This window comes from Paenibacillus sp. S-12, from assembly GCF_030363895.1.
Lineage (GTDB): Bacteria > Bacillota > Bacilli > Paenibacillales > Paenibacillaceae > Paenibacillus_B > Paenibacillus_B alvei.
Genome location: NZ_JASIUF010000014.1, coordinates 235,401 through 255,709, shown reverse-complemented (window position 1 = coordinate 255,709; position 20,309 = coordinate 235,401). Strand labels below are relative to the sequence as shown.

Here is a 20,309-nt window from a genome sequence, read left to right as displayed (position 1 = left end):
CATGCGGTGCTGCGAACGAGCATCGACAGTCAGTGGCGAAGCGAACCGCTGCAAGTCGTGTACCGGAAGCGGCCGTTCACAATCGTCTATCGCGATCTGTCGAGGAGCGACGCGGGCGAGCAGGCAGCTTGCATAGCACAGTGGAAGTCGGAGGATCGGAAGCAAGGCTTTGCGGTAGCGTCGGAGAGCCTGATGCGTGTGGCGGTGCTCCGCACAGGAGAGCAAACCCACGAGGTGATATGGAGCTTCCATCATCTGTTGATGGACGGCTGGTGCTTGCCGCTGGTGATGGAAGAAAAGCGTTATCTGCGCTGCCGAAGCGGCAGCGTCAGGCGCAAGGCTATGAAGCGAAACGGGTGAGCTGGAGCGTCCCTCAGGAGCAGAGCAAAGCCATCGCACTGGCGGCCACTGCGCACGGCGTAACGGTAAGCACGCTGCTGCAAACGGCATGGGGACTGGTGCTGCACGCCTACAGCGGCGAACGGGATGCGGTATTTGGCGGTGTCGTTTCGGGCAGACCGGCAGACCTTCCCGGCGTGGAAGGGATGATCGGACTGTTCATCAATACGCTGCCTGTCCGGGTAGCGTGCGAGGGACGGGAAACGGTTGCGGACCTGCTGCGCCGCATGCAGGCGCAGGCGCTGACTGCGCAAGGTTACGCCTACTATCCGCTGCACGAAATCCAGGCGCAGTGCGCCGGAACGAGAGAGCTGTTCGACCATATTCTTGTGTTCGAGAATTACCCGATGCAAACCGCGCAGGCGGAAGCGTCAGCGGATGCAAGCGGACTGGAAATTACGGGGGTTCAGGCGGAGGAACAAACGAATTACGACCTGAATGTGATGATTCAGCCGGGAGAAGAGCTGCACATTCATTTTGACTACAACGGACAGGTGTACGAGCAAGGCACGATGGAGCGCTTGCAAGGTCACTGGATGCGGATGGTAGAGCAGATCGTGTCCACCCCGAACGTGGCGGTAGAAAAGCTGGAACTGCTGACGGCGGAAGAACGGGAAGAGCTGCTGGTGACATTTAACGATACGGCGGTTGAGCTGCCTGCGGAAGCAACGGTGCATGCGCTATTCGAACAGCAGGCTGCCCTGACGCCGGAGCAACCGGCGCTCGTAAGCGGAGAGGCCGTATGGACGTACGGCGAGCTGGAAGCGCGAGCCAACCGCATCGCTGGCTGGCTGCGTGCGCACGGGGTGAGAAGCGAAGACCGCGTCGGGGTGCTGCTCAGCCGTTCGCCGCAACTGATCGCAGCTCTGCTGGGCGTGCTGAAAGCTGGCGCGGCCTATGTGCCGCTGGATCCGGCGCTGCCGGCAGCGCGCATCGAGGGAATGATTCAGGATGCCGGTATCCAAATCCTGCTGAGCGAAGGGGCACAGACGGAAACGGTGGCAGACTGGGAAGAAACGCCGCTGCGACATGTCCTGTTCTTGGATAAGGAACGTTTGGCTGTTACGTGCTTGGATGAGGAACGTTCCGCTGTTACGGAAATAGCCGCTGCGGCTGTCGAAGGAAAGAAGGAACGCTTGGCCGTCACGGATGCCGAAGGGAACTGCTCCGCCATGGTGAGATTCGCCCCCGCGGAAGAATTGGAAGCCTATTCGCCGGCATCCACGGGAGCAACGGATGTACCGACAACGCCGATGAACAGCGCGTATGTGATCTACACGTCGGGCACCACCGGCAAGCCAAAAGGCGTGGTGGTGGAGCACCGGAACGTCGTGAACTTTATCGCGGGGATGGTGCGCTCACTGCCGTTTGCGCCATCTGCGTCGATCCTCTCGGTCACTACGGTGTCCTTCGACATCTTCGTGACCGAGAGCTGGGTACCGCTCAGCTGCGGGATGCAGATCGTTCTCGCCAATGAAGCGGAGCTTCAGGATCCTGCACTGCTAGGCGATTTACTGGCGGAGCATCCGGTACAACTGATGCAGACAACGCCTTCGAGGCTGTCGATGATGCTGAAGCAGGAGCATAGCGCCGCGCAGCTGCGCCGTATACCAGCCCTGTTGATCGGCGGCGAGCCGCTGCCAGCGGCGCTGCTGGAGCAGCTTCGAGCACAAACGAATGCGTCGCTGTACAATATGTACGGCCCGACGGAAACGACGGTATGGTCTACGTTTGAACATTTGGAGGATAGCGAAGGAGAAAAAGTTAGTATCGGCCGTCCGCTGGCGAACACGCAGGCGTATGTGCTGAACGAAGCGCTGCAGTTGCAGCCGATCGGAGCCGTAGGCGAGCTGTGCCTCGGAGGCGCCGGGGTCGCCCGCGGATACTGGGCGCGCGAAGAGCTGACCAGAGAGAAGTTTGTCGATCATCCGTACCTCCCCGGGGAGCGGATCTACCGGACGGGTGATTTGGCCCGCTGGCTGCCGGATGGCCGACTGGAGCATCTAGGCCGGATCGATCATCAGGTGAAGATCCGCGGGTACCGGATCGAACCGGGCGAGATCGAAGCGCATCTGCTGCGAGTTGAAGGCGTCAAGGAAGCGGTCGTGACCGTTGCTGCCGGGGAAACGCAGGAACTGTGCGCCTATGTAACGGGCAGCGGTGAGCTCACGGCGCAGGCGATGCGGAGCAAGTTGTCGGCAGGCCTTCCGTCTTATATGATCCCCACGCACTTCATTCGCTTGGAGAAGATGCCGCTCACGCCAAACGGGAAGCTGGACCGCAAGGCGCTGCCAGCGCCGGAAGGGGCGCTGCGAACGGGAACGGAATATGCAGCGCCGCGCACGGCGACGGAAGCGAAGCTGGCGCAGCTATGGCAAGAGGTGCTGGGGCTGGAGCGTGTCGGCATCCGCGATAACTTCTTTGACATCGGGGGCCATTCGCTCCGGGCGATGACGCTCGTATCGCGCATTCATCAGACGCTGGAGGCGGAGGTGCCGCTGCGGCAATTGTTCCTCTCGCCAACGATTGAAAGCTTGGCGGCTGCCCTGGAGGCGGCGGAGGGCAGCACCTTTGAAGCGCTTGTGCCTGCTACGCTGCAGGCGGCGTATCCGTTGTCGTCCGCGCAAAAACGGCTGTATGTGCTGCAGCAGTTGGAGGGCGCCGAGCTGAGCTACAACATGCCTGCGGCGCTTCGCCTGACGGGAGCGCTGGATCGCCAGCGGCTGGAAGCCGCCCTACAGGCGCTCATCGCCCGTCATGAATCGCTGCGCACAGCGTTTGCGGCGGTAGACGGGGAGCCGATGCAGCGCATCATAGAGGCTCCCGGCTTCACCGTCATGTACGAGGAGGCAAGAGGAGCCGAGGCGCAGGCGTTCATTCGTCGCTTCCTCCGTCCGTTTGACCTTGGCGTTGCGCCGCTGCTGCGTACGACGGTGGTGCGGCTGGACGAAACGGATCACGTGCTGCTGTTCGACATGCATCATATCGTGTCCGACGGTACCTCCATGAACATTTTGGTGCAGGAATTGACGAAGCTGTATGCGGGAGAAGAATTGGAACCGCTGCGGCTGCAGTACAAAGATTATGCGCTCTGGCAGCAGGGGTACCGACAAAGTGCGGCCTACCGGAAGATGGAAAGCTACTGGCTGAGCCAGTTTGCAGGCGAGCTGCCGGTGCTGAGCCTGCCGACGGATGCTCCGCGACCGGCGGTGCGCAGCTTCGAGGGGGATCGGGTCGATTTCGAGCTGGACAGTGTGCTGGCCGAAGCGGTCAGAGAGATGGCCCGGGAAAACGGCGCGACCGTATACATGGTGCTGCTGGCCGCGTACAGCGCCCTGCTGGGGCGGTTAAGCGGTCAAGAAGAACTGATCGTCGGTACATCGATCGCCGGGCGTTCCCATGCGGACCTGCAAGGGATGCTGGGGATGTTTGTGAACACGCTGGCGCTGCGGATGAACCCGTCCGGAGAAAAGCCGTTCTCTGCTTACTTGCAGGAAGTGAAGCAGACGGCGCTCGGGGCCTTGGAGCATGGGGACTACCCGTTCGAGGAACTGGTGGAGCAGGTGGTGAAGCAGCGGGATATGAGCCGCAATCCTTTGTTCGATGCCATGCTGGTGCTGCAAAACACCGAGCAGGCCGAATTGGAGCTGGCGGGTCTGGAATGGACGCCGTATCCGATCGAGAGCGGAGCAGCGAAATTCGACTTGACGCTGTCGGTCAGCGAGCACGAGCAGGGGATGCGATGCACCCTGGAATATGCGTCGAAACTGTTCGAACGGACGACGATCGAGCGTTGGGCGGGTCACTTTACCGAGCTGCTGCGTCAAGCGATTCATCATCCGCAGGCGATGCTGGGAAGCATCGAGGTGCTGACGACTGACGAGCGGGAAGAGCTGCTGGTGACATTTAACGATACGGCGGTTGAGCTGCCGGCGGAAGCAACGTTGCATAAGTTGTTCGAAAAACAAGCGGCGAAAACACCGGACACAGTGGCTGTGGTATTTGAAGATCATCAACTGACGTACTCCGAGCTGAATAAGCGAGCCAACCGGCTGGCGCGGACGCTTCAGGCCGCGGGTGTGGAAGCTGACCGGTTGGTCGGCATTATGGCGGAGCCATCGCTGGAGATGGTCGTCGGCATTTTGGCTATTTTGAAGGCTGGAGGCGCTTATGTGCCGATCGATCCGGCGTATCCGTCCGAGCGCATCCGTTATCTGCTGGAGGATTCAGGCGCATCGCCGCTGCTTCTGCAGACACGCTTCCAGGAATACGCCAGCCAGTTTGCAAAAGCACTGATCAGGCTGGACGATCCCGCCGCTTACCTTGAAGATGCCACGAACCTAGTGAATGTTTCCAGTCCGAGCGATTTGGCCTACGTCATCTATACGTCTGGCTCGACAGGCAAGCCAAAAGGGGTTATGGTAGAGCACCGGAATGCCGCCAACGTCATTTCCTGGTATATTTCCCGCTATGAGCTGAGCGATAACCTGATGTTAACGACATCGTTTACATTCGATCCTAGCGTAGAACAATTATTTGGCAGCCTGATGACCGGAAAAACATTGCACATGATCCAGAAAGAGACGTTGCTGAATCCGCCTAAGCTGCTGGACTACATCCACGAGAACAAGATCAATACGATCAACTTCACGCCGTCTTACATTCGGGAACTGCTCGTGAGTCAAACCAAACTACCGGGCTTGCAACATGTCATCGCCGGTGGAGAAAAGCTGGACGATCGGCTGAAAGAGGAAGTTTTGCAGCTTGGCTATCGTCTGTACAATCACTACGGACCTACGGAAACGACGATCGAGGTTCTCACAGGTCCATGTTATTCAAACGTAAAAGCGACTGTAGGCAAGCCGATTCATAATACGACGGTCTATATTTTGGACGCGCGCGGCGGATTGCAGCCGATCGGCGTCGCCGGGGAGCTGTACATCTCGGGCGCCGGGGTGGCCAGAGGCTACTTGAACCGTCCGGAGCTGACAGCGGAAAAGTTCGTCGAAAATCCGTTCGAGCCGGGCCGCCGGATGTACCGAACAGGCGATTTGGCCCGCTGGCTGCCTGATGGCACTGTGGATTATTTGGGCCGGATCGACGATCAGGTGAAAATCCGCGGTTACCGGATCGAGCTTGGAGAAATCGAAGCGCAGCTCCTGAAGGTAGCTGCGGTGGAAGAGGCGGCCGTGGTTGCACGCGAGGATGCTGCCGGGCAAAAGCAGTTGTGCGCGTACATTGTGGCGGAGCGCGTGCTGACGGTCGGAGAGCTGAGGAAGGCGCTGGCCCGCGAGCTGCCAGAATACATGATTCCGGTATACTTTACGCAGCTCGACCGGATGCCGCTGACCTCCAGCGGCAAAGTGGACCGCAAAGCACTGCCGGCGCCGGAAGAAGGTTTGAGTGCGGGGACGGAATACGTCGCCCCGCGCACGGGCGAGGAAAAAGCGCTCGTGTCCGTCTGGAAGTCGGTGTTGGGCGCAGAGAAGATTGGCATCTTCGATCATTTCTTTGAGCTTGGCGGCGATTCAATCAAAGCAATTCAAGTCGCTTCACGGCTGCTGCAAGCCGGATATAAGGTCGAGATCGTGCAGCATGATCCCGTGGATCTGCATCATTTCAACCACGCGGTCATGCTGCACCGGGAAGACCGGTTCGACATTGGAGCGCTGCGCCTGACGATGCAGCGCATTGCCAAGCATCACGACGCGCTGCGGATAATTGTAACGCAGACGGAAGACGGCTATGCCGCTTGGAACCGTAGTGTGGAAGACGGCGAAAGCTATTGTCTGGACGTATTTGACTTCCGTGGCGAAGAAACATGGAGCCAGCGGGTTATCATTTGCTGATCGCGATTCATCATTGGGTCGTCGACGGAGTATCTTGGCGCATCCTTTTTGAGGATATCGCGTCAGCTTACGAACAAGCGGCGCAAGGACAGGACATTCGGCTGCCGCTGAAAACGGACTCGTTTCAAACATGGGCGCAGCAGCTTGGCGCCTATGCGGCAAGTCCGGCGTTGGAGATGCAGCGTGCTTACTGGCAGTCGGTTGTAGAGAAGGATCTAGTGCCTCTGCCTAAAGATGATGAGCAAGGCGCGTCCACGCTGGCCGCCAGCCGGTCGCTGACGGTGGAGTGGTCGCAGGCACAGACGCAGCAATTGTTGAAAGAAGCACACCGGGCCTACGGGACGGAGGTCAACGATCTGTTGCTGACTGCACTGGCCATGGCGGTTCAAGCGTGGAGCGGACTCGAACGCGTGGCGGTCTTGCTGGAAGGACACGGCAGAGAACCGATTGCGGCGGATGTGGATGTTAGCCGGACGGTCGGCTGGTTTACGAGCGCGTATCCGGTGGTGCTGGAGATCGAGCCGGAAATGAGCCTGCCGCAGCGGATTAAGCGCGTGAAGGAAACGCTGCGGGCGATTCCGCATAAAGGGATCGGCTACGGTCTTCTGCGCTACATGTCCGTGCCGAATGAGGCGGAGTGGGCGTGCGATCCTGACATTTCGTTCAACTATTTAGGACAGTTCGATCAGGATTTGGAGCACAGCGCGCTGCGAATCTCGCCGCTTTCTACGGGCGAGGCGATAAGCGGCAGAAGACAGCGTGCGGCGGCGCTGGAATGCAACGGCATGATCGCGGAAGGAGCGCTTCGACTCCACATCAGCTACAGCGCGGAGCAATACCGCCAAGCGACGATGGAGCGCTTCGCGCACGAGTTACAGATCAGCTTACAAGAGCTGCTCGCCCATTGTGTCGCGCAGGAGAGGACGGAACTGACGCCAAGCGATCTGCTGCAGCCTGGCTTTACGCAAGAAGAGCTGGATGCGCTCATGCAGCGTAACGCAGCATTAGGTGAGATCGAAGATGTATATGCGTTGACGCCGATGCAGCAAGGGATCTGTTCCACAGCCGTCTGGATCCGCAGGCAGGAGCTTACGTGAACCAGATCCATCTGACCCTGCAAGGCGAGCTGCAGCCGGCAGCGTTTGAACAAAGCTGGCAAACCGTCGTGCAGCGGCATGCGGTGCTGCGAACGAGCATCGACAGTCAGTGGCGAAGCGAACCGCTGCAAGTCGTGTACCGGAAGCGGCCGTTTATAATCACCTATTGCGATCTGACGATGCACGACGCGGGCGAGCAGGCAGCCTGCATAGCACAGTGGAAGTCGGACGACCGGAAGCAAGGCTTTGCGGTAGCGTCGGAGAGCCTGATGCGTGTGGCGGTGCTCCGCACAGGAGAGCAAACCCACGAGGTGATATGGAGCTTCCATCACCTGTTGATGGACGGCTGGTGCTTGCCGCTGGTGATGGAAGAAGTATTGGGAATCTACAACGCCTTGCGCGCCGGAGGCGCAAGGCTATGAAGCGAAACGGGTGAGCTGGAGCGTCCCTCAGGAGCAGAGCAAAGCCATCGCACTGGCGGCCACTGCGCACGGCGTAACGGTAAGCACGCTGCTGCAAACGGCATGGGGACTGGTGCTGCACGCCTACAGCGGCGAACGGGATGCGGTATTTGGCGGTGTCGTTTCGGGCAGACCGGCAGACCTTCCCGGCGTGGAAGGGATGATCGGACTGTTCATCAATACGCTGCCTGTCCGGGTAGCGTGCGAGGGACGGGAAACGGTTGCGGACCTGCTGCGCCGCATGCAGGCGCAGGCGCTGACTGCGCAAGGTTACGCCTACTATCCGCTGCACGAAATCCAGGCGCAGTGCGCCGGAACGAGAGAGCTGTTCGACCATATTCTTGTGTTCGAGAATTACCCGATGCAAACCGCGCAGGCGGAAGCGTCAGCGGATGCAAGCGGACTGGAAATTACGGGGGTTCAGGCGGAGGAACAAACGAATTACGACCTGAATGTGATGATTCAGCCGGGAGAAGAGCTGCACATTCATTTTGACTACAACGGACAGGTGTACGAGCAAGGCACGATGGAGCGCTTGCAAGGTCACTGGATGCGGATGGTAGAGCAGATCGTGTCCACCCCGAACGTGGCGGTAGAAAAGCTGGAACTGCTGACGGCGGAAGAACGGGAAGAGCTGCTGGTGACATTTAACGATACGGCGGTTGAGCTGCCTGCGGAAGCAACGGTGCATGCGCTATTCGAACAGCAGGCTGCCCTGACGCCGGAGCAACCGGCGCTCGTAAGCGGAGAGGCCGTATGGACGTACGGCGAGCTGGAAGCGCGAGCCAACCGCATCGCTGGCTGGCTGCGTGCGCACGGGGTGAGAAGCGAAGACCGCGTCGGGGTGCTGCTCAGCCGTTCGCCGCAACTGATCGCAGCTCTGCTGGGCGTGCTGAAAGCTGGCGCGGCCTATGTGCCGCTGGATCCGGCGCTGCCGGCAGCGCGCATCGAGGGAATGATTCAGGATGCCGGTATCCAAATCCTGCTGAGCGAAGGGGCACAGACGGAAACGGTGGCAGACTGGGAAGAAACGCCGCTGCGGCATGTCCTGTGCTTGGATGAGGAACGTTCCGCTGTTACGGAAATAGCTGCTGCGGTTTTCGAAGAGAAGAAGGAACGCTTAGCCGCCACGGAAGCCGAAGGGCAGGAAAATTGTTCCGCCATGGTGAGGTTCGCCTCCGCGGAAGAATTGGAAGCCTATTCGCCGGTATCCACGGGATCAACGGATGTACAGTCGAATGTACCGACAACGCCGATGAACAGCGCGTATGTGATCTACACGTCGGGCACCACCGGCAAGCCGAAAGGCGTGGTGGTGGAGCACCGGAACGTCGTGAACTTTATCGCGGGGATGGTGCGCTCGCTGCCGTTTGCGCCATCTGCGTCGATCCTCTCGGTCACAACGGTATCCTTCGACATCTTCGTGACCGAGAGCTGGGTACCGCTCAGTTGCGGGATGCAGATCGTTCTCGCCAATGAAGCGGAGCTTCAGGACCCTGCGCTGCTGGGCGATTTGCTGGAAGAGCATCCGGTACAACTGATGCAGACAACGCCTTCGAGGCTGTCGATGATGCTGAAGCAGGAGCACAGCGCTGAGAAGTTGCGCCGTATACCAGCCCTGTTGATCGGCGGCGAGCCGCTTTCCGCGGCGATGCTGAAGCAGCTTCGTGCGCAAACGAATGCGTCGCTGTACAATATGTACGGTCCGACGGAAACGACGGTATGGTCTACGTTTGAACATCTGAAGGAAAGCGAAGGAGAAAAAGTCAGCATCGGCCGTCCGCTGGCGAACACGCAGGCGTACGTGCTGAACGAAGCGCTGCAGTTGCAGCCGATCGGAGCCGTAGGCGAGCTGTGCCTCGGAGGCGCCGGGGTCGCCCGCGGATACTGGGCGCGCGAAGAGCTGACCAGGGAGAAGTTTGTCGATCATCCGTACCTCCCCGGGGAGCGGATCTACCGGACGGGCGATTTGGCCCGCTGGCTGCCGGATGGCCGATTGGAGCATTTGGGACGGATCGACCATCAGGTGAAGATTCGCGGGTATCGGATCGAACCGGGCGAGATCGAAGCACATCTGCTGCGAATCGACGGCGTCAAGGAAGCGGTCGTAACTGTTGCCGCTGGGGAAACGCAGGAACTGTGCGCCTATGTAACGGGCAGCGGTGAGCTCACGGCGCAGGCAATGAGGAGCAAGTTGTCGGCGGAGCTTCCGACTTACATGATTCCCTCGCACTTCATTCGCTTGGAGAAGATGCCGCTCACGCCAAACGGGAAGCTGGATCGAAAGGCACTGCCAACGCCGGAAGGGGCGCTGAGTACGGGAACGGAATATATAGCGCCGCGCACGACGACGGAAGCGAAGCTGGCGCAGCTATGGCAAGAGGTGCTGGGACTGGAGCGCGTAGGCATTCGCGATAACTTCTTTGACATCGGGGGCCATTCGCTCCGAGCGATGACGCTCGTATCGCGCATTCATCAGACGCTGGAGGCGGAGATTCCGTTAAGAGACGTGTTCCGTTGTCCGACAGTCGAAGAGCTGGCGCAGGCGATCTCCGGGTTGGAGCAGAAGGAGTACGCAGCCATTCCTCTCATCGAAGCAAGGGACTACTACCCGGTGTCATCGGCGCAGAAACGGATGTACATTTTGCAGCAGATCAACGGGGCAGAGCGTAGCTACAACATGCCGGGCATGCTAATACTTGAAGGAACGCTAAACCGCAATCGCTTCGAAGAGGCATTCCGCAGTCTCATCGATCGTCATGAGACGCTGCGCACAGGCTTCGAGATGGTGCAAGGCGAGCCGATGCAACGCGTGTACGAGACGGTCGACTTTGAAGTAGCTTTTTCACAGGCTGGCTGGAATGAGGAAGAGACCATTATACGCGACTTCGTGCAGCCGTTCGACTTAAGCAAAGCGCCTCTGCTGCGGGTCGGTTTGATCGAATGGGCAGCGGATCGCCATTTGCTGATGTTCGACATGCATCACATCGTTTCCGATGGCATATCCATGGATATTTTGGTTGAGGAGTTTGTCCGCTTGTACAGCGGTGAGGAACTGCCTTCGCTGCGCATTCAGTACAAAGATTACGCGGTGTGGCAGCAATCTGAGGCCCAGAAAGAACAAATGAAACAGCATGGCTCCTATTGGATGAAAGTATTAGGCGGAGAACTGCCTGTGCTGGAAATGCCAACAGATTATGTACGTCCTGCGATACAGAAATACGAGGGCAGCTCTCTGGAATTCAAGATCGACTCAATGCAAAGGGATGCATTGCACCAGCTTGCCGCCCGAAACGGCGTGACGCTATATATGGTGTTGCTGGCCGTCTATAAAGCTTTTTTGCATAAATATTCGGGGCAGGAAGACATCATCATTGGTGTGCCGATTGCGGGGAGAACCCACAGCGACTTGCAAGGTTTGATAGGTATGTTTGTCGGGACATTGGCCATCCGCAGCTATCCAGCGGGAGAGAAGCCGTTTCTGTCTTATTTGAAAGAACTCAAGGAAACGATGCTGAGCGCCTATGAACACCAGGACTACCCGTTCGAAGAACTGATTGAACAGGTGCAAGTCAATCGAGACTTGAGCCGCAACGCGATCTTTGACACGATGTTTGTTTTGCAAAATACAGAAAGCAAGCCGTTTGGACTCGATCAGCTCCAGATGAAGCCATATCATACCGAGCATAAGACAGCAAAATTTGATTTAACCTTGCAGGCGGTGGACGAAGAAGCCGGAATAGCTTTCCATTTGGAATACGCAACTTCATTGTATAAGCTTGAAACCGTGCAGCGGTTTGCGAGACACTTTGTGCAGTTGATCGCCTCAGTGATCGAAAATCCGCAGGCGAGCCTTGCAACGCTGCAAATCGTGGCGGATGAAGAACGAGTGCAACTGATCAGTTTGTTTAACAATACCCAATTACCGTATCCTCGAGAGCTTGCGATCCATCAACGGTTTGAGGAGCAGGCCGAACGAACGCCACATGCACCTGCCGTTTTATTCGGGGAGAAGCAATGTTCCTATGGAGAGTTGAACGAGAAAGCAAATCGTTTGGCGCGGACGTTGAGAAGAGCCGGGGTTGAAGCGGAACAGTTGGTAGCCATTGCGGCTAAACGTTCTATTGAGATGATTGTCGGTATACTGGCAATCCTGAAAGCGGGAGGAGCCTACGTGCCGATCGACTCTCACTATCCGGAGGAACGCATACGTTACATGATGCAGGATGCAAATGTTCGCGTACTGCTAATCCAGAGCCATTTACAACAAACTGCCTTTGCTGCTGAAAAGGTTGTGCTTCTCGATGACGAGCTAGCATACGACCAAGATGGTACCAATCTGAAGTCGCTCACAGGGCCGACTCATCTGGCGTACGTCAACTATACTTCGGGCTCTACAGGAACTCCCAAAGGAGTCTGCGTCACACAGCGCGGGGTTGTACGTCTTGTTGCCCAAGCAAATTACGTAGACATCTGTGAAAGTGACGTCTTTCTGCAAGGGTCAACCATTTCCTTCGATGCTGCGACATTTGAGATTTGGGCCAGCTTGCTGAATGGAGCGTCTTTAGCGCTCATGCCTCCAACCGGCTTGTCGCTGGAAGATTGGACGCAAGCGATACGGAAGTATCAGGTCACGATTGTATGGCTAACGGCAGGATTGTTTACGGTTATGGCTGAACATCAACTCGAAGGATTGGCAGGGGTCAAGCAATTGCTCGTGGGGGGCGATATTGTATCGAAACCGCATGTGAAAAAAGTTTTGGAACGCTACCCGAACCTGCGATTAATCAACGGGTACGGCCCGACGGAAAACACAACGTTTACATGCTGCCATACGATCAGCTTGGAGGATATGGATCGATCTACCATTCCGATCGGTCGTCCAATCAGCAATACACAAGTGTATGTGCTGGATCGAGCAGGCATGCTGTTGCCTCTGGGCGCGGTGGGAGAGCTGTATGCGGCTGGAGACGGCGTAGCTCGCGGTTATTTGAATCTGCCTGAACTGACAGCGGAGAGGTTTGTAGACAATCCGTTTACACCAGGTGGAAAAATGTACCGAACAGGCGATCTCGCTCGCTGGTTGCCAGACGGTACCCTCGAATACGTGGGACGAACGGATCAACAGGTAAAAATTCGCGGGTACAGGATCGAAATTGGAGAAATCGAGGCGTTGCTTGGACAAATCGATGCTCTGCGCGAAGCCGTTGTGATCGCAAGGACTGCTGAAAACGGAGAACGGCAGCTATGTGCGTATGTTGTAGCCGATCGGAAACTGGCTGCAGGCGAACTGCGAGAACACTTAGCTCAGCGATTGCCAAATTATATGATTCCTGCGTACTTCGTGCAGATCGATCGGATACCGCTGACGGCAAATGGTAAAATCGATCGAAAAGCGCTGCCGGCGCCGGAAGAAAACCTTCTGGCTGCGGCTGAATATGCAGCGCCCCGAACTCGCGTCGAAGCGCAGCTCGTGAACATTTGGCAAGAAATACTTGGTCTTGACCGCGTAGGTGTGCGCGACAACTTTTTTGAAATCGGCGGTCACTCTTTGCGCGCTACGACCATGGTGAGCCGTCTGCACAAAGAACTGCAAGTGAACGTACCGTTGCGGGATGTATTCCGGTTCTCTACCATCGAGCTGCTGGCCGAGGCCATAGCAGATAGAGAGCAGCAGACGTTCACTGCTATCGAACCTGTCGAAGAGCAGGCGTATTATGCAGTGTCTTCCGCGCAAAAGCGGCTGTATATCTTGCACCAGCTCGAAGAAACGGGACTGAGCTACAATTTGCCTATAGTGCTGGAACTTCAAGGAGCGCTTGATCGGCAGCGGTTTGAATCCGCGCTTCACAAGCTTATTGCCCGTCACGAGACGCTGCGCACAAGCTTTCACATGGCAGAAGGCGAGCCTGTACAATGTGTTCATCATGAGGTTGGCTTTACTGCGGAATACGTGCAAGCAAGCGAAACGGAAGCCGCGGAAGCTGTTCGGACATTTATTCGCGCCTTTCATCTGGAGCAGCCGCCGATCTTGCGCGTCGGGCTGATAGAGCTTGCGTCTGAACGCCATTTGTTCGTGCTCGACATGCATCACATCATTTCCGATGGCGTATCGATGGGCATTTTGGTAGATGAATTTGCTCGCTTGTATGAAGGGGAAGAACTTCCGCCTCTGCGTATTCAATACAAAGACTACGCGGCATGGCAGCAGTCCGAGACGCAAAAAAAGCGCAAGCAGCAGGAGGAGACCTATTGGTTGAATAGGTTCTGTGGGCCTATTCCAGTTCTGGAGCTGCCGACCGATTTTGTCCGGCCTGTGGTACAAAGCTTCCAGGGAGAATCACTGTCATTTATGCTTGGGAATCCGCTACGCCAGAGCTTGAAACGGATAGCGGCAGAAACCGGATCGTCTCTGTATATGGTACTGCTGGCGATATATACAACCTTGCTGCATAAATATTCGGGTCAAGAGGATATTGTTGTTGGTACGCCGATTGCAGGCAGATCACATAACGACTTGGAGTCACTGGTGGGTATGTTTGTGGGCACGTTAGCGATACGCAGCTATCCGGCAGGCAACAAAACATTTTTATCGTATGTAGAAGAAATAAAAGAAACGATGCTTGATGCCTACGAGCACCAAGGCTATCCATTTGAAGAATTGGTCGAGAAGGTGCAGGTCAAAAGGGACAGAAGCCGCAACCCGATTTTCGATACGATGTTCGTTCTGCAAAATATGGAGCAAAGAGATTTGCAAATCCAGGGCTTGCACATCCAGCCCTATGCAATCGAACATTCCGTAGCGAAGTTTGATCTCACCTTCCAACTGGTAGAGGTGGAGAACGGAATCTCGTGCAGCATCGAGTACGCTTCTTCCTTGTTCAAACGAGAGACCATTGCGCGGATGGCGAAACACTTCGAGCAGTTGATTCATGCGGTTACGGCAAATCCTCAGGCACAGATTGCGTCGTTAGAGATCCTAACTGCGGAAGAGCGCGCACAGCTTGCGGCAGGATATGCGACAGCTTCGGAATATCCTCGAGAAGCAACGGTATACCAATTGTTCGAACTGCAGGCGGAAAAAACGCCAGAAGCGGTAGCCATCGTTCATGAAGAAGAGCAAGTGACATACAGAGAGCTGAATGCCCGTTCCAATCGCTTGGCAAGGACATTGCGGGCAGCCGGCGTACGAGCGGATCAATTGGTCGGCATTTTGGCGGATCGGTCGGTGGAAATGATCGTCGGCATACTAGGTGTGTTAAAAGCCGGAGGAGCTTACGTGCCGATTGATCCGGAGTACCCGGAACAACGCATTCGTTACATGTTGGAGGACTCCGGTTCGCAGGTGCTTCTCACGCAGCATCATTTACGGGCTCGCGTACAGTTTGAAGGAAAGCTTATCGATCTAAACGATCAGGCCGCCTACAGCAAAGATGAATGGAATCTCGAGCCGGTATCAAGCGCCAACGACCTTGCTTATGTGATTTATACATCGGGAACGACAGGAAATCCGAAGGGAGCAATGATTACTCATCAGGGCCTGACGAATTATTTATGGTGGGCGAAAAACGTATATGCTGCCGGAGAAAGGCTGGATTTCCCGCTGTACTCTTCCATTTCCTTCGACTTGACAGTGACATCCGTATTTACGCCTTTGCTTACAGGAAGTCTGATTCGGATTTATAGCGGGGAAGACAAAGCGCTATTAATTGAGCGGATTGTAACTGATAATCAAGTCAACATTGTCAAGCTGACGCCTGCTCATTTAAGTTTGATCAAGGAATTGAAGGTCACGCCCGGATCGAACATCCGAAAGCTGATTGTCGGTGGAGACAATCTTGGCACAGATCTAGCGAGAAGCATCCATGACCAATTCGGTGGAGAAATCGAGATATTCAATGAATACGGCCCGACAGAAACGGTTGTCGGCTGCATGATTTATCGATACGATCCGGCAACCGATACGAGCGGTTCGGTTCCTATTGGCGTACCGGCTGCGAATGTCAGCATCTATTTGCTCAATTCTGATGGCAAGCAAGTTCCGATAGGGGTACCAGGAGAAATCTATATTGCTGGAGATGGAGTCGCGAGAGGGTACCTCAACCGCTCTGACTTGACGGCTGAGAAGTTCGTAGACCATCCACTCGTTCCTGGAAAGCGAATGTACCGCACAGGAGACTTGGCAAAAATGAAGGCTAGCGGAAACTTGGAGTATTTGGGTCGTGCAGACGACCAAGTGAAAATACACGGCTTCCGCATTGAGCTGGGCGAAGTGGAAGCCGCTCTGACGAAAGTGAAGGAGGTGAAGGAAGCGGCGGTTATTGCTCGCGAAAATGAAGCGAAGGAGAAGCTTCTATTCGCATATGTCGTAGCGGATACCGAGCTTGTGGCCGGAGAACTGCGGAGAGCCTTATCCACGCAGCTCCCAGCCTATATGATTCCGACGCGATTCGTGCAACTGGATATGCTGCCGCTTACAGCCAATGGCAAAGTCGATCGCAGAGGCTTATCTCATATACAGCTCAATGAGCCTCTTCAAGCAAACTATACAGCGCCAAGAAATGCGTTAGAACAAGCGCTTGCCGACATTTGGCAGGAGATTCTCAACTTAGAGAGGATCGGCATTCACGATAACTTCTTCGATGCAGGCGGTCATTCTTTGAAGCTGATTCAAATGATTGGTGAAGCTCGCCGTAGATTGAATGTGGACATATCGTTTAGTGCCGCCTTCGCTTACCCGACGGTTATGGAACTCGCTGATCACCTTCAAAGCGGAATCAGTTCAGACGATCTAGCGAAGCAGCCAACGGAAGGAGTGTCCGTGTGGAACGGAAACGATGCAAACGGCATAACCTTGCATTGTTTCCCGCCTATCGTCGGATTTGGTCAAGTATTTACGATGCTGGCGACATTACTGCGAGATACGGCTGCTATTTATGCCTATGATTTTATTAGCTGTGAAGATGCAGCCTCATACTTTGCCCAAAGCGTTCACAAGCTGCAGCCTCAGGGCCCGCTTTATTTGTTGGGTTACTCTGCCGGAGGTAATCTGGCATTTGAAGTGGCCAAGCAGTTGGAACAACAAAATCGCGAGGTAGCCGGCATCATTATGCTTGATGCCTACCCAAGAAATTCGCATACCTTGGACATGCCGCAAGAAGAGTACCTGGAGACGCTACAAGAAGAAATTTCTCTATTTCTACGTTATGTTCCAGGACTAGACGCAGAAGAAGTGAGACAAAACATAACGGCTTACAAGAATTGGATCGATAATATGGCAACGACAGGAGAAGTTCGGGCAGACATTTATCTGATTCAATCGTCAGAAGCAACAGGCGAAGTAGAACGCGGATGGACGTCCTGGAGCGAGTTAACAACTGGACAGTTGCACTTCTATTCAGGAAACGGCAAACACGAGCAGATGCTGGAAAGAGACTATGCTCCAACAAACGCATCTATCATAAAAGCGATTTTGGAAAACTCCAAAGCTTACAAGTAAAGAAAAGTTGACCATTGCATGTAAACGGGTACCCATAGACTGGACACTAAGAAAAAAAGGTGTTCAGGCTGTGGGTATCTTTTTTTATAACGAAGTAAGCACGGAAGGGATAACATGAGTAAGAAACTTTTTAGCGAAGCAGACCGGAACTTTTGTCAATGAACAAATCATTTTCATTGAGACATTATTTTACGAACATACAAGGGGGGTTAGGCCTCATACTTGCAGCTTTTTTACATAGAAAATAGGAGTTGCTTCCGGAGTTTTTGAAGAGTTGACTTAGAGTTATTTTATGGTATTATAACAATATGAGTACTGAAAATACTAAATTGGTACTCTAGGTACGTGGGGGGGTAAGCAGAGGAGAAAATGAATGGCAGTAACTATGATTTGTTTCTTACCTATCGGGATGACATTGATGATGGAATTTTTTTATAGTCGGTATGACGCTATATCATTGGGGCTGATGATCGACGTGAGGAACCATTTTGCGTCCAGTATTCAATTTCACGTTCAACGATAGATTACTATCTAACTTGGAGAGACAGAAAGGAAGATGACCATGGCTGAGAAACAATTGAACAAACATGGAGGTAACATTCTGATATCCGATGATGTCGTCGCCACAATCGCTGGTCTAGCTGCGCTTGAAACTCCAGGAATTGCTGCTATGTCAGGCGGACTGTCGGATGATTGGGTAAAGATGTTGAGTGGCAAGAACTTGCAAAAGGGGGTGTCTGTCAAGGTAGGTGAAGTTGAAGCTGCTATAGACTTGCGAGTTATTGTTGTGTACGGTATGAAAATTCATGAAGTGTGTCACCAATTGCAGGTAAACATCCGCGATGCAGTTCAAAATATGACTGGACTTAGCGTTGTAGAGATTCATGTAAAGGTAGAGGAAGTCTCTTTCAAAGATGAGGAGTTGAAGGAAATTCAACGAATTAGCAAATAGGCACTGATATGCAATATTAATGGATAAAAACAATAGGTGAGGTGTAACTATATGTTGGATCCGCGACTCACAAATTTAGCTGATATGCTTGTAAACTATTCTACAAAAGTGCAAAAGGGAGACAATGTATTAATAGATTCAACTGGAATCGACACATCTTTGGCAAAAGAACTTGTGAAAGCCGTGCATAAAGCAGGTGGGCACCCATTCGTAAATCTGCGCGAAAACACTGTACGACGCCAGCTTTTATTAGAAGGGACAGAAGAACAGTTTAAGACCTGGGCTGAGATTGAAAAATATCAGATTGAAAAAATGCAAGCTTGTATTGTTGTCGACGGTGGGCAGATCAACGAGATGTCAGATGTACCCGATGACAAAATGAATCTGTTTTCTTCATTATACCAGCCCGCTATGATGGAGGTGTTTACATCCAAATGGATCTATCTCCGTTATCCGACTCCTTCTATGGCTCAGCTGGCTAATATGAGTATAGAAGCATTTGAAAACTTCTACTTTGATGTTTGCGCGGTGGACTATGCCAAAATGGCACGTGCAATGGAACCTTTGATCGAATTGCTGGAGAAGACAGACCGCGTTAAAATCCAAGGGCCAGGTACGGAGCTTACTTTTTCGATCAAAGGTATTCCGGTGATATCGTGTGCCGGTGATAACAATATTCCGGATGGAGAAGTGTATACTGCTCCGGTTCGTAACTCTGTGAATGGAGTTATCACGTTTAACATCCCATCACCTTATCAGGGATTTACATTCGAAAATGTCCGACTGGAGTTTAAAGATGGGAAGATCATTCATGCGACAGCAAATAACACCGAGCGGCTAAACAATATCTTAGATGCGGATGAAGGTGCACGTTACATAGGGGAGTTTGCAATTGGGGTAAATCCAGCCATCAGGGAACCAATGCAGGATATTCTGTTCGATGAAAAAATCGATGGCAGCTTTCATTTCACACCGGGGCGATGCTATGATAATGCATCAAATGGGAATGAGTCAGCAATCCACTGGGACATGGTGATGATCCAACGCTCAGAGTATGGCGGTGGAGAGATTTGGTTTGATGATCGACTGATTCGAAAAGACGGACGTTTCGTGATTCCAGAACTGGAAAAGCTAAACCCCGAAAATCTAAAGTAGTTCAAACGGTGGGTGATCGTTCCTCCGCTGAAGGCACAAATGGCTGAATGTGATTGAACAGGGCTAACTTGGTTGCAGAGTTTGACCCCAAGGAGATAAAGAGTTACACTTTTCTAGTACCTGAAGTACTATAAATGGATCTATGGGTACTACTCTTGGTTTGAGGTGAACTAAGGATGAAAGAACGGATTGCCAAAACTGCTATCGCGCTATTTCATGAAAAAGGAATCAAGTTTACAATGAATGATTTGGCGCGCGAATTAGGTGTAAGCAAAAGCACGCTGTACGAGCATTTCCCGTCCAAGGACGAACTTATAGGTTATGTGGTTCAGCAAGTTAACGAAGAAACGGAAAGACGTTTTCGAGAAGTGATCCAAGATACGAATTTGACCATATCTGAAAAATTAAAAGGGATACTCTTGATTGTCCCTCATGATTTTCAGAACAGCTATGTACGCTTACTGGTCGAACTTCGGCGGTACTACCCCGAACGGTGGAGGGAAATGGAGCAAGCCATTAATGATGAGTGGGATATCATTACTAGCCTCATTGAAGAAGGCATTCATAATGGTGATTTTCGTCCGATGCATATCCCAACACTGATCCAAACCCTCAATTTCTTAATGAAATCGATTTTCGATCAGCGCAATTTAGCTTCCAGCCAAATTACGGTGCAAGAATCTCTTTCCATGATGGTAGATATCATATTGAATGGAATTAGGAAGTGAACGAAGCGCCCATTCGTTAGAGCTGAGAAAAACAATGCTTACAGGTTGCCGTTCTTCTCAGCTTTCTTGTTTTCGTGGATTCATTTAGAGCAAATTTATGCTATATGATAACGTTTGTACTCAAAATAATAATATAGTACTTATAGTACTTGGGTGGAAATGAAGAAAG

The 20,309-nt window shown here is 53.7% G+C and carries 7 protein-coding genes and 1 pseudogene; all 8 read left to right on the top strand.

Annotated elements, in window-relative coordinates; translation table 11 throughout:
- Window positions 1–6: 6 nt before the first annotated feature.
- Window positions 7–237 (top strand): annotated as a pseudogene (locus tag NO352_RS25160) (condensation domain-containing protein); the annotation flags it as partial.
- 2 nt (window positions 238–239) lie between these two features.
- Window positions 240–6,248 (top strand): non-ribosomal peptide synthetase, encoded by a 6,009-nt coding sequence (locus tag NO352_RS14590; RefSeq protein WP_289355977.1) that lies wholly within the window; start codon window positions 240–242, stop codon window positions 6,246–6,248.
- On the top strand, window positions 6,221–7,345 hold the full coding sequence (locus NO352_RS14585) for a condensation domain-containing protein (RefSeq protein WP_289355976.1): 1,125 nt from the start codon (window positions 6,221–6,223) through the stop codon (window positions 7,343–7,345). Before NO352_RS14590 ends, NO352_RS14585 begins: the two co-directional genes overlap by 28 nt.
- On the top strand, window positions 7,342–7,767 hold the full coding sequence (locus NO352_RS14580) for a condensation domain-containing protein (protein ID WP_289355975.1): 426 nt from the start codon (window positions 7,342–7,344) through the stop codon (window positions 7,765–7,767). Before NO352_RS14585 ends, NO352_RS14580 begins: the two co-directional genes overlap by 4 nt.
- A 10-nt stretch (window positions 7,768–7,777) precedes the next feature.
- Window positions 7,778–17,305 (top strand): non-ribosomal peptide synthetase, encoded by a 9,528-nt coding sequence (locus NO352_RS14575; protein WP_289355974.1) that lies wholly within the window; start codon window positions 7,778–7,780, stop codon window positions 17,303–17,305.
- Between the two features lie 562 nt (window positions 17,306–17,867).
- Entirely contained in the window at window positions 17,868–18,257 is a 390-nt protein-coding gene (locus NO352_RS14570) for an Asp23/Gls24 family envelope stress response protein (RefSeq protein WP_005546179.1), read from the top strand.
- Window positions 18,258–18,308: 51 nt separating this feature from the next.
- The gene (locus NO352_RS14565) at window positions 18,309–19,412 is read left to right on the top strand and encodes an aminopeptidase (protein WP_289355973.1); all 1,104 of its coding nucleotides are present in this window, start codon (window positions 18,309–18,311) and stop codon (window positions 19,410–19,412) included.
- 176 nt (window positions 19,413–19,588) lie between these two features.
- The gene (locus tag NO352_RS14560; protein ID WP_005546183.1) at window positions 19,589–20,140 is read left to right on the top strand and encodes a TetR/AcrR family transcriptional regulator; all 552 of its coding nucleotides are present in this window, start codon (window positions 19,589–19,591) and stop codon (window positions 20,138–20,140) included.
- Window positions 20,141–20,309 lie beyond the last annotated feature (169 nt).